At 50.4% G+C, this 15,625-nt stretch carries 20 protein-coding genes; 4 read left to right on the forward strand and 16 right to left on the reverse strand.

Annotated features, from left to right (window positions below; genetic code table 11):
* Positions 1-318: 318 nt before the first annotated feature.
* Positions 319-1,053 (forward strand): hypothetical protein, encoded by a 735-nt coding sequence (locus D3P09_RS13815; protein WP_120111007.1) that lies wholly within the window; start codon positions 319-321, stop codon positions 1,051-1,053.
* Between the two features lie 81 nt (positions 1,054-1,134).
* Here D3P09_RS13815 and D3P09_RS13820 read toward each other — a convergent pair whose 3' ends face one another.
* From D3P09_RS13820 to D3P09_RS13835, 4 genes are all read right to left on the reverse strand, one after another.
* On the reverse strand, positions 1,135-2,007 hold the full coding sequence (locus tag D3P09_RS13820; protein WP_120111009.1) for a DUF421 domain-containing protein: 873 nt from the start codon (positions 2,005-2,007) through the stop codon (positions 1,135-1,137).
* Positions 2,008-2,439: 432 nt separating this feature from the next.
* Positions 2,440-3,372: a hypothetical protein gene (locus D3P09_RS13825; RefSeq protein WP_133305006.1), complete on the reverse strand. Its 933-nt coding sequence runs from the start codon at positions 3,370-3,372 to the stop codon at positions 2,440-2,442.
* 23 nt (positions 3,373-3,395) lie between these two features.
* Positions 3,396-3,596, reverse strand: a complete 201-nt coding sequence (locus D3P09_RS13830) for a copper ion binding protein (RefSeq protein WP_120111015.1) — start codon at positions 3,594-3,596, stop codon at positions 3,396-3,398.
* Between the two features lie 17 nt (positions 3,597-3,613).
* The gene (locus D3P09_RS13835; protein WP_120111018.1) at positions 3,614-3,949 is read right to left on the reverse strand and encodes a metal-sensitive transcriptional regulator; all 336 of its coding nucleotides are present in this window, start codon (positions 3,947-3,949) and stop codon (positions 3,614-3,616) included.
* Positions 3,950-4,216: 267 nt separating this feature from the next.
* Here D3P09_RS13835 and D3P09_RS13840 point away from each other — a divergent pair, with 267 nt between their 5' ends.
* Positions 4,217-4,957, forward strand: a complete 741-nt coding sequence (locus tag D3P09_RS13840) for a glycerophosphodiester phosphodiesterase (protein ID WP_120112430.1) — start codon at positions 4,217-4,219, stop codon at positions 4,955-4,957.
* Positions 4,958-4,963: 6 nt separating this feature from the next.
* A complete protein-coding gene (locus tag D3P09_RS13845) occupies positions 4,964-6,166 on the forward strand; it encodes an SLC45 family MFS transporter (protein WP_120111021.1) in 1,203 nt (400 codons plus the stop codon).
* 55 nt (positions 6,167-6,221) lie between these two features.
* On the opposite strand, the gene D3P09_RS13850 is transcribed toward D3P09_RS13845, so the two are convergent.
* From D3P09_RS13850 to D3P09_RS13885, 8 genes are all read right to left on the reverse strand, one after another.
* Positions 6,222-7,061 carry a YitT family protein gene (locus D3P09_RS13850; RefSeq protein ID WP_120112431.1) on the reverse strand — a complete coding sequence of 280 codons (840 nt, stop codon included), beginning with the start codon at positions 7,059-7,061 and terminating at the stop codon, positions 6,222-6,224.
* Positions 7,062-7,166: 105 nt separating this feature from the next.
* Positions 7,167-7,445 (reverse strand): hypothetical protein, encoded by a 279-nt coding sequence (locus D3P09_RS13855; RefSeq protein ID WP_120111023.1) that lies wholly within the window; start codon positions 7,443-7,445, stop codon positions 7,167-7,169.
* Positions 7,446-7,657: 212 nt separating this feature from the next.
* Positions 7,658-8,137 carry a glutathione peroxidase gene (locus tag D3P09_RS13860; protein WP_120111026.1) on the reverse strand — a complete coding sequence of 160 codons (480 nt, stop codon included), beginning with the start codon at positions 8,135-8,137 and terminating at the stop codon, positions 7,658-7,660.
* Between the two features lie 271 nt (positions 8,138-8,408).
* The gene (locus tag D3P09_RS13865) at positions 8,409-8,867 is read right to left on the reverse strand and encodes a divergent PAP2 family protein (RefSeq protein WP_120111029.1); all 459 of its coding nucleotides are present in this window, start codon (positions 8,865-8,867) and stop codon (positions 8,409-8,411) included.
* Positions 8,868-9,011: 144 nt separating this feature from the next.
* The gene (locus D3P09_RS13870) at positions 9,012-9,992 is read right to left on the reverse strand and encodes a siderophore ABC transporter substrate-binding protein (protein WP_120111032.1); all 981 of its coding nucleotides are present in this window, start codon (positions 9,990-9,992) and stop codon (positions 9,012-9,014) included.
* Between the two features lie 24 nt (positions 9,993-10,016).
* On the reverse strand, positions 10,017-10,775 hold the full coding sequence (locus D3P09_RS13875) for an iron ABC transporter ATP-binding protein (protein ID WP_120111035.1): 759 nt from the start codon (positions 10,773-10,775) through the stop codon (positions 10,017-10,019).
* Entirely contained in the window at positions 10,772-11,713 is a 942-nt protein-coding gene (locus D3P09_RS13880; RefSeq protein ID WP_120111037.1) for an iron chelate uptake ABC transporter family permease subunit, read from the reverse strand. The genes D3P09_RS13875 and D3P09_RS13880 overlap by 4 nt, the downstream gene beginning before the upstream one ends.
* Positions 11,703-12,656: an ABC transporter permease gene (locus tag D3P09_RS13885; protein WP_120111040.1), complete on the reverse strand. Its 954-nt coding sequence runs from the start codon at positions 12,654-12,656 to the stop codon at positions 11,703-11,705. Before D3P09_RS13885 ends, D3P09_RS13880 begins: the two co-directional genes overlap by 11 nt.
* Before the next feature lie 328 nt (positions 12,657-12,984).
* Here D3P09_RS13885 and D3P09_RS28120 point away from each other — a divergent pair, with 328 nt between their 5' ends.
* Positions 12,985-13,110: a DUF6254 family protein gene (locus D3P09_RS28120; RefSeq protein WP_243644168.1), complete on the forward strand. Its 126-nt coding sequence runs from the start codon at positions 12,985-12,987 to the stop codon at positions 13,108-13,110.
* A gap of 82 nt (positions 13,111-13,192) precedes the next feature.
* Here the strand turns inward: D3P09_RS28120 and D3P09_RS13890 are convergent, their stop codons facing one another.
* From D3P09_RS13890 to D3P09_RS13905, 4 genes are all read right to left on the reverse strand, one after another.
* The gene (locus D3P09_RS13890) at positions 13,193-13,480 is read right to left on the reverse strand and encodes a HesB/YadR/YfhF family protein (RefSeq protein ID WP_120111043.1); all 288 of its coding nucleotides are present in this window, start codon (positions 13,478-13,480) and stop codon (positions 13,193-13,195) included.
* Positions 13,481-13,599: 119 nt separating this feature from the next.
* On the reverse strand, positions 13,600-14,466 hold the full coding sequence (locus D3P09_RS13895) for an ABC transporter permease (protein WP_120111045.1): 867 nt from the start codon (positions 14,464-14,466) through the stop codon (positions 13,600-13,602).
* Positions 14,463-15,410, reverse strand: coding sequence for an ABC transporter ATP-binding protein (locus tag D3P09_RS13900; RefSeq protein ID WP_120111047.1), 948 nt, complete (start codon positions 15,408-15,410; stop codon positions 14,463-14,465). Before D3P09_RS13900 ends, D3P09_RS13895 begins: the two co-directional genes overlap by 4 nt.
* Positions 15,410-15,616 (reverse strand): PLD nuclease N-terminal domain-containing protein, encoded by a 207-nt coding sequence (locus D3P09_RS13905; RefSeq protein WP_120111049.1) that lies wholly within the window; start codon positions 15,614-15,616, stop codon positions 15,410-15,412. Before D3P09_RS13905 ends, D3P09_RS13900 begins: the two co-directional genes overlap by 1 nt.
* Positions 15,617-15,625 lie beyond the last annotated feature (9 nt).

Consider the following 15,625-nt stretch of genomic DNA (forward strand, 5'->3'; position numbering starts at 1 on the left):
GTTTTGACAACTCCTGCAACTTAAATCACTTTATTAAATATAAAGTTGGGAACCCTATTTGTCAATGTTCCACAGAGAGTTCACAAATTGTTCTCAAAGCTGTCAAAAACGCATATTTTAGCCGTTTTTCAGCTCTTGCACTCGCCGTTTGGAGGCCGCAAAGCTTGTCGAATCGCCTAGCAGCAGCTTGCCTCATCCCTCCTACATTGTGCACCAAACCCATGGTCAATTATGTATGTCCCTTAAAACGTATATTTACTCCGCCCGAACCTACACTAAAGGCAAGTCAACTATACCTGAAACGGGGGTCCGCGATCGATGATCAAACGTATGGCCTTTATCCTGCTGACCGTTGCGGTCTTGACCGTAATGTCGGGCTGCAACTATGAGCAGCTTGTGCAGCAAAGCGATTACGACTACGGAAGCCGGAAGCCGGGCGATCCCAAGATGATTGGCGCCAAGGCGTACGGCAGCATGACGGGCAATGCCCATCAGCATGACAATGCCTTCTTCGAATACAGTTCCATTCTTTCCAATAAGGTGAGCTCGTTAAACGGGGTTGCCTCATCTATTGTGATGCTCACCGACAAAAACGCCTACGTCGCCCTGATGCTGGATTGGACAGCTGTAGGGACCAAAGGCTCAAGCGGCACAGAGGAGCAGAACAATACTGGCGCCAATACAGGCGTATACAATTTCGACAACGGCAGCCCCTATGGCAATGGCCGCGTTCTGGTATCGCCTTATAATTCCTACTTCTCCGTCAACGACCATAATGAATTGTCGCCAGAGCTGAAGCAAACAGCAGCCAAGCTGGTTCGGAATTATGTGCCTTCCGTCCAGGAAGTTCATATCTCGGCCAATATGGAGTTCGTCAATTACTTCAATGAATATGCGAAGGAAGCTTGGGGCGGCCGCTCGCTTACGCCATGGATTGATTCATTCAATACCGTCGTGAAATATCATTTTGCAGGCGGCAAGGTAATGCCGGAGCCGATTACCAATCCAGGGCAGCAGCAGTTCCTGCCAGACTCTAATCAAGTGCGCAGATAATTTTTTTCTTCTATAATATATGCGTTTTGTTTGCAAAGGCGGGCAGGCATCCGGCCATTCTGTCGCCGGATGCCTGCTCGTTTAATTCTCGGTGCCTTTCTTAAGCCGCATTGCTTCTATGCCCTGATTCAAATGAAACAGCGCCGACTCGTATGCCTTGCGGTCCTTCTCGCTTTGGGACAATTGCCCGAGCCGTCTTAGCTCCTCTTGAAGCTGACCAGTGAGTGATATGACCCGGTCCTTCGGCTTAGTGGCTGAAGGCTCAGGATATGTCCTGCCGTCAGCCGTCTGGAAGGTCACTTGTCCGTCGCTGTCCAGCTGCGCAAGGAATACATCCTCAAGCTTCAGCTTGTAACGCTTCAGCTCATGGTTCAGCCAATCCTCCGAATGTCCCGACAGCTGCAGCTCTTCCGGAATGACATGCCCGTCCATAATGATGGAATACGGCTGGCTCTCTTTGCTCATTGTCCATCCCAGCATAGCCGGCGTCAGCGGCTGATGCTCCTTCTTCAGTTGAACGTTCAGTTCTCCGCTGGACTCCATAACGGCAAATTCAACGTCTGCTACCCGGTATACGTCTTTCTGCCGCAGCTGCTCCAGCAGCTCATCCAGCGTGATGCGCTCCTTGCGCAGCTTTTTCTTGGACAGCTGCCCATTTTGAATCAATACGGTGCCTCTGCCGTCTACAACATTGCGAACCCCTCTACTCTTCAGCGTCCACAGCTCCATCGCAACCGAGACGCTTACCCATACAACCAACGACACAATACCCAAATACCAGAGATTGTCCAGATCAAGCGAAATATATGCGGCGATGTTACCGATTGAAATCCCCGTAATATATTCAAACAAGGACAACTCGGATATTTGACGCTTGCCAAGCACCTTCGTCATAATGAATAAGATAACGATAGACGCCAATGTGCGTAATACAATCTGCAGCCAATCTGGCATGTCGCATATCCCCTTTCCATCCATTAGCTTATCCAACAGGAGGAAAGTAATGCGCTTATTGCATTATTCAAACATTTATGCTATGATAATAAGAATGTTATATTTAACCCCTATATATCCCCAGTAAGATTCAATTTTACCCTCTGATTTTGATTTCTTGACTACAATTCCGGACTCATGTTTCACGAAGACGTAATTCTGATTCACACTGGCGCGGTCATTGGAGCCGCAAGGACGGAAGAGAGGTAGGGCTTCCGTTGTTTTGGGATACTACTAACACACAGCTTGGCTTACATGTTGTTTGCAATTTGCAAGGGGATGTCACGCGCCGCTTTATTAGAAGGCGGACCGGTTAAATATAAGAATTATAAGGGCTGCCTGGCCTGCGACGCTTTATCGTTGCTGGCAGGGCAGCCCTGTCCAATTCATAAGCTATTGCACCTTTACGGTAAACGGAACAATAAAGGTTTCACCTTGCCGCTGGAACTGGCCCCATATCCGGTACAGCCCTTCTGCCGGGAAGCTTGTCGCAAATTTGGCTTCAGGTCCGCTTCCGCGCTCGCTTGCAGGATGCACATGAAGATATTGCTCCAGATCCTCGCTAATGATCACCACATGGCCGATGGCTCCCAGATAAGGTTGAAGGTCTTTCAGTAAATCTCCAGTCTTCGGATGCCTGAACGTAAAGACCAGCTCCGATTCTCCCCCTGCTTCAAGGCTGGATACAGCAAGCTCGACAACCGCTTTATCCGTTGTCTTGATCCGCTCCTGATCCGCAATAATCCGCTCGAACTGTCCCTCGCCCCCTACTTGCAGCGAAGTAGATACCATGGCATGGGCGTAGCCAGCAGGCTGAAAATCTGCGAACAGCTTGTACTTTCCTCCTGCCGGAAGGACGATGTAATGTCTGAACAGCCCTTCCCCCGCATATTCGGGATGCACATGATCAAAGTAGCTCAGATCCTCGCTTACTATAATCAGGTGCAGCTTGCGTTCATGCGTATCCTCGAACTTCTGAAGCGGCTCGCCCTCCGCATCGGACAGCTGCAGGTCTATCGCAATCGCTTCTCCTGCCGCCGCTTCGCCAGGCTGAAAGCTCCATTCCGCATGCAGCTGCTCCACTTCTTCCTCGCCGCTATGATGGTTATGCTGATGCTCTGCCTCTTTTTCCGCAGATTGCCCGTCCCCTTCGGAAGCACCATGATGATGCTTATGCCCTTGGTGGGCCGGCAGCATTGATGAATGATTCGTATACGCCTCGCCATGAACGTAATCGGCACTGCCAAAGCCGAGCGTTCCCGCCAAAACAAAAGCGAGGACCGCCAAATACGATTGGCGATCCCTTACTATCCTTCTTATTGTCATAGGTAGTTTCATGCTCCCTTTAATTAAACAACATCGTAGCCTTGGTCTTCGATCGCTTCTTTGATCGCATCCAAGGTCAGCTTCGACTCATCGTATTCAACCGCAACGTTTTTGCTGGCCAGATCCACTTTGCCGCTTGCGCCTTTCTCCGCCAATGCTTTCTCAATGGAGCTGACACAATGTCCGCAGCTCATGCCTTCTACTTTCAATACTGTGTTTGCCATATCGATTACCCTCTTTCTTATTTCATTAATTTATTGATCGTCACCAGCAGCTCTTCCACAACCTCGTGCTCTCCCGCCTGAACCCTCTCGATCACGCAGCTCTTCAGATGGCCCTCTAGCAGCAGCTTGGCTACGCTTCCGAGTGCAGATTGGGCGGCAGCAATCTGAGTCAAGACATCGTCGCAGTAAGTGTCCTTCTCGATCATGCCCTTAATACCGCGAATCTGCCCTTCAATCCGATTAAGTCTGGACGTCAGGCCTTGCTTCATTTTATCGGAATGATGGCTCTTGCGCTCATCCCCATGGGAATGTCCACAGCCGTCTATTGCAATAGGCACATCGATCTCTTCCATCCATTATACCTCCATAGGGTATTTTTGCTACACCCTTATCATATCATACCCCCACAGGGTATGCAAATCTTTTTTCGCAAAGAAATGGTACTATGACAACCGTTCCGATTATGCTACGATCCAGATAATGGAGGAGACCTCCTCTAGTATGTGCATTCACGCTCAGTTGCAGTCGCTTAACCTTATGTTGACACGGGCTTAACAATGACAGGCTATATTCATTACAGGTTCGTATGACCAATTTCTAACATGAGAGGAAGTGCTCTTATTCAACAGACAATCAACTTTGCCCATCGGGGAGCAAGCGCTTATTGCCCGGAAAATACTATGGCCGCATTCCGCCGCGCAATCGAGCTGGGCGCTACCGGCATCGAGACTGACGTGCAGCGCACAAAGGATGGGCGTCTTGTTCTGATTCATGATGAATCGCTGAAGCGTACAACCGGAGACGCGCGGCTAGTCAAGGATGTTGATTATAGCGAGCTGTCAGCGCTGGATGCCGGCAGCTGGTTCTCTGACTCTTTTGCGGGCGAACGAATCCCCCTGCTGGAGGAACTGCTGGAGCTGGCGAAGGATACGGAGCTGGTTATTAATCTGGAGCTGAAAAACGGCGTAGTTCCTTACGAGGGAATTGAAGCTGAAGTGATCTCCATGGTTCAGGAATATGAACTAGGCGAGCGCATCATCCTATCCAGCTTCAATCACTATTCCCTTGTGCTCTGCAAGGAAATCGCTCCGGAAGTGAAAACCGGAATTCTCTATATGGAGGGACTATACCAGCCTTGGGAATATGCCAAGTCGATTAAGGCGAATGCCCTTCATGCTTACAAATATGCGGTACTGCCACAGTGGGTACAAGAAGCTGCAGGACATGGCATCGCTTATCATCCGTTCACGGTCAACGATGAGATAGAGCTGGAGCGGCTGCTTCGCTTTGGAGTATCGGGCATTATTACAGACTACCCGGACCGGCTGGATGCGATTATGAGACGGATCGAGAGGAGCTAACGCGGGATGAAAAAAACTTGGCTGCTTGGCTTAGGTTTTTTCAGCATTAGCATCACCTGGGCGTTATACAACGCATTTGTCCCTTTTTTCCTGGAAGAATACATTTCCAGCATCGCCTTGATCGGCTTTATGATGACGCTGGACAATTATTTCGCCATCTTCCTGCAGCCGATCATTGGCCGCAAGAGCGACCGGACGGATACGCGGTTCGGCAAGCGGATGCCATTCCTTCTTATTGGCATTCCGCTCGCTGCCGTATTCGGCGCGCTTATTCCATGGCACAACAGTCTGATCATGCTGGTTGGGTTCATGGTATTAATGAACTTATCCATGAGCTTGTACCGCTCGCCGACGGTTGCGCTTATGCCGGATATTACGCCCCAGCACAAGAGATCGCAAGCGAACGGCGTGATCAACTTTATGGGAGGAGTAGGGTCGGTGCTCGCTTTTGCAGGTGGCGCCTATCTGTATAAGCAGCACAGCTCGCTGCCGTTCATGACCGCTTCTCTATTATCCTTGCTTTGTCTAGTCATCTTGATCTGGGCCATTCGGGAGAAGCGAGACGCAATCTCCTACCAGCCGGCCGAGCCTGCCGGAAGAACCTCGTTCCGCGGAGAATGGAACCGGCCTACAGTTATGCTGCTTTTTGCGATCTTCTTTTGGTTTTTCTCGTACCAAGGAGTGGAGGCGCTCTTCTCTCTCTATGGCAAAAATCACTTGGGCATGACCAAGGAAGAAGCAGTCTTCTCGCTTGCCTTTTTCTCGCTCTCCTTTGTCATTGCAGCTATTCCCGCGGGACTGCTCGGCAAGAGGTTCGGCAAGAAGCTAATCATTATGATCGGAATTATTGGCCTCATCGCCACATTCGGACTCATTACATTCGTGGAATCCGTACTGGCTATGCGAATTATGCTTATTGTCGGGGGCATCTTCTGGGCCTGCATCAACATCAATTCCTATCCGTTCATCGTGGCGCTAGGCAAGGAAAGCAGCATCGGCACCCGCACAGGCATCTACTACATCGCGTCCTCTCTCGCGGCTGTCTCTTCTCCGCCGCTTATGGGAGCGCTTATCGATTGGTTCAGCTATTCGGCGCTGTTCTATATCGCTGCCATCGGCATGGTCTTTGCCCTGCTGTTCCTTCTTGGCGTGAAGGATGACGGGATAGCGAAGTCGCCTCAGCCTGAGACAACGGCAAACGCCATCTAACAAACAAGGGTTGCCTGGAATGGTCGTCGATGACCATTCCAGGCAACCCTTTAAGTTAGTGAATGCTGCTCTTGCTGAAGTTGCCGCCCATGACGTCGGATACATGCTCCACTGCGATGAACGCCTTCTCGTCAATAGCTTGTACAATTCCTTTCAGCTTAGCCAGCTCCAGACGAGATACCACGCAGTAGATGACCTTCGTATCTTCGCCGGAGTAACCGCCCGTCGCTTGCAGCAGCGTCGTGCTGCGGCCGAGGCGATCGACGATCGACTGGGAAATTTCATCGTATTCCTTCGATATAATCGTCACCGACTTCGATTCCTCCAGACCTTCTACCACAATGTCGATAACCTTTATCGCAATGTAGTAGGTGACCATTGAATACATGGCGGAGGACCATTCGAATACAAACCCCGCAACCAAAAAGATAATAACATTGAATAGCATGATGACCTGGCCTACAGCCATACGAAGCTTTTTCGAAATCAGAATCGATACAATCTCAATGCCGTCCAGCGCGCCTCCATAACGGATAACAAGACCTACGCCAGCGCCCAGAATCATCCCGCCGAACAATACGGCAAGCAGCTTGTCATCCGGGAAAGCTTCCACATGATGCAGCATCGCCGTGGTCAGCGACATGACCGTAATGCCATACAAGGTAGAGATGGCAAAGGTTTTGCCCAGTTGCTTATAACCCAATATAAGAAAAGGAACGTTGATAATGAACAAATACAAGCTCAGCGGCAGAGGCGTAAGGGCGGACAGCATAATCGACACGCCCGCGATGCCCCCGTCAATAATATCGAACGGAACCAGAAACAATTCCAACGCTACACCCATCATAACAGAGCCGATTGTAATAAATATAAAACGTTTCACAATCTCCGCCATGGATAATTTTTTATGCTCTTTGATACTCGCCACTGGTGGCGCACCTCCATATCCTCTTGCGGCCCGGTCGATCCCATTCGATATCGCTATGCCTTAAAGGCAATATTAATCGATGTATCCAGCTAAGCCTTTCTCCATAAAGTAGTCCATCTCGCATTCCAAAATCTCTTCTACCTGAGGCTCTTCGAGCCGCACATCGCGCTTGCTTACAATAAAATCCGTCAAGTCGTCAATATCGATGTCTACCTCGCCGTTCTTGTCGGCTTTGGCATTCCCGATATAGGCCTTCTCGTAACGCAGCACAAGTTCAATATCCTTCCGGTCAACCTTGATGCGTTCCGCTATATAGGCAATCAATTCCTGCTCATTCACCTGTTCGCTCATGTCCACCCTCTCCTATCAGAATCCTCTTACTACTTAACCATTTTTTTATTATACACCCGAAAAGGCCTATTGCGCACCCTCCAAGTCCCAATCAATTTCATCTTTTGCCACAGCCTTTCCCCCTTACAGCCTGCACCTTTTCCTGTAATCGAATACATAAAGCAAAAAACCTTCTGCGCCATATAGGCAGAAGAAGGTTCTTGATTACTGTATTAGGAAAGTAAGCTTAAAATATCCTTTTCGATCTTAGCCGGCTCATCCGCAGAGCCATACCGTTTCACCACTCGGCCGTCGCGATCGACCAAAAACTTCGTAAAGTTCCACTTGATAGCCTTTGAGCCGAAGACGCCGCGGGCTTCATTCGTCAGATGCTTGAACAGGGGATGCGCGTCGCTGCCGTTCACATTGATCTTGGAGTACAGCGGAAAGCTGACGCCAAAGTTGATCTCGCAGGTTTGCGCTACCTCGCTGTCGCTTCCCTTCTCCTGATTGCCGAACTGTGAGCTCGGGAAGCCGAGTACCGCAAAGCCCCGGTCCTGGTAATCATCATGCAGCTTCTGCAAGCCTTTGAACTGAGGGGCGAATCCGCAGCCCGTTGCCGTATTCACAATCAGCATGACCTTGCCCTCATAAGGAGCCAGTGTCTGCTGCTCGCCGCGAATAGTTTTCACTTCAAAATTATATATGGACATCTATTATTCCCTCCTGGCATCAATAACGATTATTTAATTAAATTGTATCCAATTTAATGGTCAGAGTCAATCCTTTCTTCGCTCGCATGAGAAAACCTTTATCGAGGCCTCTCAATGATGAGCGACCGCGTTTAGAGGTGGGTTTTATCGCCAAATAGAATTTCGGTTTCCGAATGCTCGAAAACTTATAATTCTATTGTGGTCAAAAAATCCCGACCGTAATGTCGGGATTTTCAATCTCATATGAACTATGAACGGTGACGAAAATTCATTATCGACTGAAAGCCGCGCCTGCAAGTCCTATCAGGACACCTAACACCGCGCCTGCCGCTACTTCCCCGGGCTGATGTCCCAGCGTCTCCTTGAGCTGCTTCTTGCGGCGTTTGTGGTAGATGCCGGGATGATGGCCTGCGAGCTTCTCGACATCGGCGTCCAGATCATTGACCTGAATCGCGATTTCGCCTGCATGCCTCCGAATATTCATCGCATCATACATGACAATGATGCCTAGCATGGATGCAATGGCGAACTCGGGCGTCCGCATCCCATGCTTGGCTGCCGTATAGGCAGCCAGCGCGGATACGCCGCTGGAATGGGAGCTCGGCATTCCGCCGGAGCCAGCAATCTTCCGCATATCCCACTTCCCCGTCTTGCGGTAATGCCATGGCAGCTTCAGAAGCTGGGCCGCTCCAACGGCGATAAGAGCTGTCGTCAATCCTCGGTTGGACATGATCGAATAACCTCCCGTTATAATGTCTTCGTCAGTGTGCCCTGAAGCGATTCCCGGCATTCGATAGCTGGCCTTGCTAATGCAAAAGGCTGCTCCATCAGGTACGAATACCTGGCAGAGCAGCCTTCACATGCTGGGCTATACTTATTTAAGAGCAGCTTCGATTTCTTTGGCCATGGAAGCTACAGAAATCAGACCGCCGCCGGACAGATACCAGAAGTCAGGATCAAGATACACGATATTGCCTTCTTTGTATGCTGTCGTATTTTTTACAAGGTCGTTTTCGACTGTTTCTTTTGCGCCAGCTTCGTCCGAGATTGCCGCATTGCGGTCTACGACGAACAGGTAATCCGGATTTTTCTCGGAAATGAATTCAAACGAAATTTCATCTCCATGCGTGCTTACTTTGATCGTTGGATCAACCGCGCCTACGCCAAAGACATCATGGATGATGCCGAAGCGCGAGCCTGGGCCATAAGCGCTGATCTTGCCTTCGTTCGACAGAATGATCAGGCCGTTTTTGCCGGAAGCTGTAGCTTTGTCATTTACTGCTTTCACAGTTGCGTCAATGTCTGCCAGCGCCGCTTCAGCCTCGGCTTGTTTGCCGAAGATTTCAGCCAGTGTATGCACGTTGGACTTGAACGATTCCATGTAGTTCGATGTATCTACGCCCATGTAGATCGTTGGTGCAATGTCGCTAAGCTCTTTATAAGCGTCGGATTGGCGTCCGGAAATAATAATCAGGTCAGGGGAAATGCCGTGAATCGTCTCGAAGTCTGGCTCTTTCAGGGAGCCGGCGTTCACATAGCGGGTATCCTTGTACTTCGCCAGGTATGCAGGCACGCCTGCTTGCGGAAGCGCCGCAACCTCAACGCCCAGCTTATCCAGCGTATCCAGTGTGCCGTAGTCGAATACGACAACCTTCGAAGGGTTAGCTTTTACCGTTGTTTCACCCAGTTGATGCTTAACTACAATATCAGAAGCCGGCGCTTCTGCCGATGGGGATGGAGACGGCGAGCTGGAAGCATTGCCTCCTGTGTTGTTGCCGCCGTTATTGCCTCCGCATGCAGCAAGCGCCATAGCGAATACGAGCACCATTGCGATTAGACCAAACCTTTTTTTCATCATCTTCACTCCTATTGTTTTTCTTTATTTGAAATAGACGCCAATCCGGTTGCCGTTCACCAGCTCGATCGGAATATCCATATCATAAATATGTTCGAGAACCTTGTTGTCGATAATGGCCTCTGTCGGCCCTTCCTTCACAATCTTGCCGTCCTTCAGCGCTACAATATAGTCGGAGTAGCAGGACGCGAAATTGATATCATGGATGACGATAATAACCGTCTTGCCCAGCTCCTCAGCCAGCCTGCGCAGCACCTTCATAATTTGGACCGAATGCTTCATGTCCAGATTGTTCAGCGGCTCGTCAAGCAGGATATATTCCGTATTCTGAGCGATAACCATGGCGATGAACGCTCGCTGATTCTGGCCGCCGCTTAGCTGGTCCAAATACTTGTGCTGCAGATCCGTCAGATCCATATAAGCGATCGCTTCGTCAACCTTCTCCCAATCTTCCTTCTTCAGCTTTCCTTGCGAATAAGGGAAACGGCCGAAGCTGACCAGCTCCCTTACGGTAAGCCGCAGATTGATTTGATTGGACTGCTTGAGGATCGAGATCTTTTTGGCAAGCTCCGTGCTTTTCCAATCCGAGATGTCCTTCCCGTCAATCAGCACTTTCCCGCTGTCCTTTTGAAGCAGCCGGCTGATCATGGCCAGCAGCGTGCTCTTCCCCGCCCCGTTCGGACCGATGAAGGAGGTGACGCTTCCCTGCCTGATCTTGAGCGATACTTTTTCGACTACCGGCTTGCCGGCATAGGATTTGGATACCTCTTGAACCTCAATCATGATTTACTCTCCCTTAGAAGCAGATATAAGAAGTATGCTCCGCCGATAAAGTTGATAATGACGCTGACCGTCGTCTCGAATGTGAAGACGCGCTCGACAATCAGCTGACCGCCGATAAGGGCAATAACGCTAATCAGCATCGTGCTAGGAATAAGAATGCTGTGCCGGTAAGTCTTCATGAACTGATAGCCAACATTGACGACTAATAGTCCAAGGAATGTAATCGGGCCAACCAGAGCTGTAGACACCGCAATCAGAATCGCAACGATCACCAGCAGGTTCATCACAACAAAGTTGTACGGAATGCCAAGGTTAACGGCATGTTCTTTGCCTAGCGACATGGCATCCAGATACTTCGAGAACCTCATGGCGTACAGGGCAACCACCGCCAAAATAATGACGGACAGCACCAGCAAGTCCGTATTCACATTATTGAAGCTGGCGAACATCTTTCCTTGCACAACCAGAAAGTCATTCGGATCTATCAGCACCTGCATGAAGGTCGTCATGCTGCCGAACATGGTTCCCATCACAAGTCCAACAAGCAGCAGGAAAAACAAATTTCGTCCTTCCCTTTTGAAAATAAGCTTATAGAGAACCGCCACAAACAGCAGCATAATCCCAACTGTAAAACCGAAGTTCATCATCTTGTTCGTGCTTGGCAGACTGACTGCACCGAAGAAGAAAATAACGAACGTCTGAATCAGCATGTATAGAGAATCCAGGCCGATCACGTTCGGAGTCAAAATCCGATTGTTCGTCATCGTCTGGAAAATCAGCGTTGCATAAGCGATAGCACCGCCTGTAAGCGCGATAGCCAGCACTTTCTTCACTCTGCGGTCAAGGGCATATTCCCAATTATGCGGCAGGTCCAAGAACAGAAAGGCGGCAATGACGCCAAGGGCCAGGACGGCGAGCATGGTAAGTTTAAGCTTCATAGGCTCTTCTCCTCATCAGCAGATACAGGAAAACGATACTTCCGATCACGCCGACAGTAAGCCCGATTGGTATTTCGTACGGATAAATAATGAGTCTGCCCACAATATCGCACACCAGCAAAAATACCGCCCCGAGCAAAGCTGTATGTATCAAGCTTTTCTTCAGGTTGTCGCCTACATAAAGCGTTACGATATTCGGAATGATGAGGCCGAGGAACGGAATAATACCGATCGTCAGAATGACCACAACCGAAACCAGCGCAACGATGATAAGACCAACGTTAACCACGAACTTATGATTGAGCCCCAGATTGACCGAAAACTCTTCCCCCATGCCCGCAATCGTAAATTTGTTGGCGTAGAGATAAGCAAAGATAAGAAGCGGAACGCTTATATACAACAGCTCGTAACGGCCTGTCATAATGGCCGAGGTGCTGCCCTGCAGCCAGGACGTCACATTCTGGATCATATCGTTCTTGTAAGCAAAAAAGGTCGTGATGGAGTTGATAATGCCGCCGAACATCAAGCCGACCAGCGGTATGAAGATCGTATCCTTGAATTTGATCCGGTCCAGAAACTTCATGAACACATAAGTCCCGGCCAGCGCAAAAGCAAACGCGATCAGCATCTTCTGCATGGTCGTCGCCGAGGCGAACACAAGCAGCGCCACCAAAATCCCGAGCTTTGCGGCATCGTCCGTGCCCGCTGTCGTTGGCGAGACGAACTTGTTGCGGCTAAGCTGCTGCATAATGAGGCCGGCGATACTCATGCTAACTCCTGCAATGAGAAGGCTGACCAGCCTTGGAATGCGGCTGATGGTAAGCACCTGCCACTGCCTATCCGTCATACTGAACAGATCCGTGATTGATAAATTTTCTGCTCCGATGAACAGCGATGTGACTGACAAGAGCACAAGCGCTGCGACTAACATCCATACTTTCATGCTACAGCCTCAGATCTGTTATACGTTAATGGATTAAAATGAGATATACCATATCATACCTAGTCATAAAAATAAGCCTCGATAATCTCCGCAACTCCTCGCGCGGTGATAATGATTATCATAAGCACAACGATATTATCCCATGCTCTCCACTCTGAGTCAATATTTTTGCCGATAATAATTCTCATTCTTAGCAAATCGGCCCCCTTATATGACAAAAACGTGAACGGGGCTGCATGATCTTTCCAGTTCCCTAATTGCCAGTTGCATGGCGCATGAGAACCGATGTTTAACGCCATTCTAACGAAGGAAGGAGGTGAATGCTCTTATGTCCACGTCCAAAAACCGCAGGGAAAACGCCTGGCACCAGCGCAAGCACAGACAGCGCCCTTCGCATGGGAAAGTGAAATCATTCGAGGAATTAAGCGAGGAAGGCACTTCATCCAAATCATAAACAAATCGCAAACAAAAAGGCGGGCTCGCTCACGGAAATCCGCAGCTTGCCCGCCTTATATATCCCGCCGCCGCTCAGCCTTTTAGGCGACGACCATCTTTACTTCTTCATACTTCTCGTCAAAGGAGATGCGTAGCTCCTTGTTCTCAACATACCAGACATTATCCTCTTCCATGTAAAAAAAGATGCCCTCAACCTGCTGGCTAAGCCCTGCGTTCCTCGGCTCATCCTTGGTGATGCCAAGCGACAATCCCGGGTGCACGCTGCCGCAGCCTCCCAGCCGTACGAAGATACGCAAACTATCCCCTTCGCTTAAATCCATCTGCTCTTTGTACCAACGTGCCGCATTCTGTTCAACAATCAGGTTCATCGCGTGCCAGCTCCTTTCATTCTGTCAGGATGCGCGAGGCATCCTTATTCCTCCATTATAACGCGAGATACTTGTCTTCATCACGCTACATTTTACGGAATAATGACGTTTGCTGGCAGCTAGTCGCGTGCAGGCGCCCGCTTGAGAAGCACAACAGAAGCCGCCAGCAAAGCTGCAATGGCGATCAGGGCCGTTATGACCGCCCACCACGACGCGGGCTCCATCTGAAGCCAGCCCGGACTTGTCGCAGCCTGATAGGCCAGTCCGGTCAGAGCTCCCGGGCTCCATGCCATATACTTCGGAATCAAGCCTGCAAGCACCGTCAGCAGAATGGCTGCACCCAGTGAAGTAAAAGCTGCACCTGCCGCGCTGCGAAGCGCTGTGCTGAACAGCAGCGTTACTGTCAATACAAATGAAAACCAGAGGCCATACAGGACAAAACTAAGCAGGAAAGGAACCACATCCACATACTCAATCAAAAGCCATGTATAGTACCATGCCGCCCCGTAACCAAGGAGCAACGATCCCCAGGAGAGCAGCATGATGCTCAGCCACTTGGACAAGATGTAAGAAGCATAGGACACAGGCTTGACCAGCACAAGAGCGGACGCTCCGCTATTCCGTTCGCCGGAGACAATGCCCATGCAAGCCAGCGCCAGAATCAGGATGCCCATCACTCCGAATTGGGACAGCGTATCTGCCAACACCTGCGACCCCATCGGAGCCGGAATTTCGATCACCGTGCCTTCAGGCATGTTGCCCGCCTTCTCGATAATAATAGGCATATAGTAGCTAAGCACAGGCTGCATGATGCCAAGAACAGCAAATACAATCGGCACCCATATCAGCTTGAAGCTTCTCAGCAGCTCCAGACATTCCTTGCCCAGCAGAGTCAGGAATACTGCTCCGCCTGAGCTTCTTGTAGCGGATCTGGGCGCTTCCGCTCCGCGGTGTGTTCCTCTGTAAACTTCATTCGCGCCGTTCATTCGCCCACCACCTTCATAAATAAATCCTCCAGCGACGAATAGCCAACTTCAAGGCGGCTGAACGGAACCGAATGCCTTGCCAGCTCCTCCAGCAGCGCTTGCCGCGCCTGATCCATATGAGCGGCGGTCAGATGAAGCCGGTTGCCGCGCAGCTCCGCTTCGCTTAGCCAGCTGTAACTCGCCTCACCGCTATTCGTTCTCTGTACGAATGCTCTCGCCCAGTCCATCCCTCGCGTATTGTCCTCATCCAGCTTCAGCTCAATAACCGGCTGGCGATGCTGGCTGCGGATGGATGCCAGCGAGCCCTGCAGCGCTACTTCTCCTGAGCGGATAATGACGACATCATCACACAGCTCTTCGGCATCATGGAGCACATGCGTAGAGAACAACACCGTCGTCTCCGACTTCAGCTCCTTAAGCAGGCGCAGCACCTCCCGGCGTCCAAGCGGGTCCAGCGCCGATACTGGCTCATCCATCACGAGCAGCTTCGGCTGATGGACGAGCGCCTGCGCCAAGCCGAGCCGCTGCTTCATACCGCCGGAATAGCCGCCAAGCTTCCGCTTCGCTGCATCCGCCAGTCCAACCCGCTCCAGAAGCTCCTTCGCGCGATTCTTCGCCTCGGATACGCCAAGCCCGCATAGCCGCCCGGCATAGACGACATATTCCATGCCGCTCATCCAATTATGGAAGGCGGGCGTTTGCGGCAGATAGCCGATCAAGGCACGCCGATCCTCGCCGGGAGCAAGCGACCGGAAGCTCACTTCGCCAGCAGTAGGAGCCAGCAGCCCGGTCAGCATGCGGATGGTGGTCGTCTTCCCCGCTCCATTGGGACCTAGAAGAGCAACGCATCTGCCCTCTTGTATGCTGAAATCGATCGATTTCACTGCTTTCATCGTACCGAAGGACTTGCTTAGTCCTTTAACTTCCATCAACTGAGCTGTCATTATGCTTGTCTCCTTCCGAACAGGAAGAAGGCGATCGGGCCAATCAATTGCCCGAATATGATGATAAGTACCCACATCAATTTGGGACCTCTTGTCTCTTCCGTCTTAACGCACAACACAAGTGCAATGATCATCAGTATGAGCTGAAGAATGATTAGCGGTACTAGAAGACCAACCATTTTTGATAATTCCAATGTCTCATTCATCGTACGCAC

It is taken from the genome of Paenibacillus pinisoli, assembly GCF_003605435.1.
In the GTDB taxonomy this organism is placed as follows: domain Bacteria; phylum Bacillota; class Bacilli; order Paenibacillales; family Paenibacillaceae; genus Pristimantibacillus; species Pristimantibacillus pinisoli.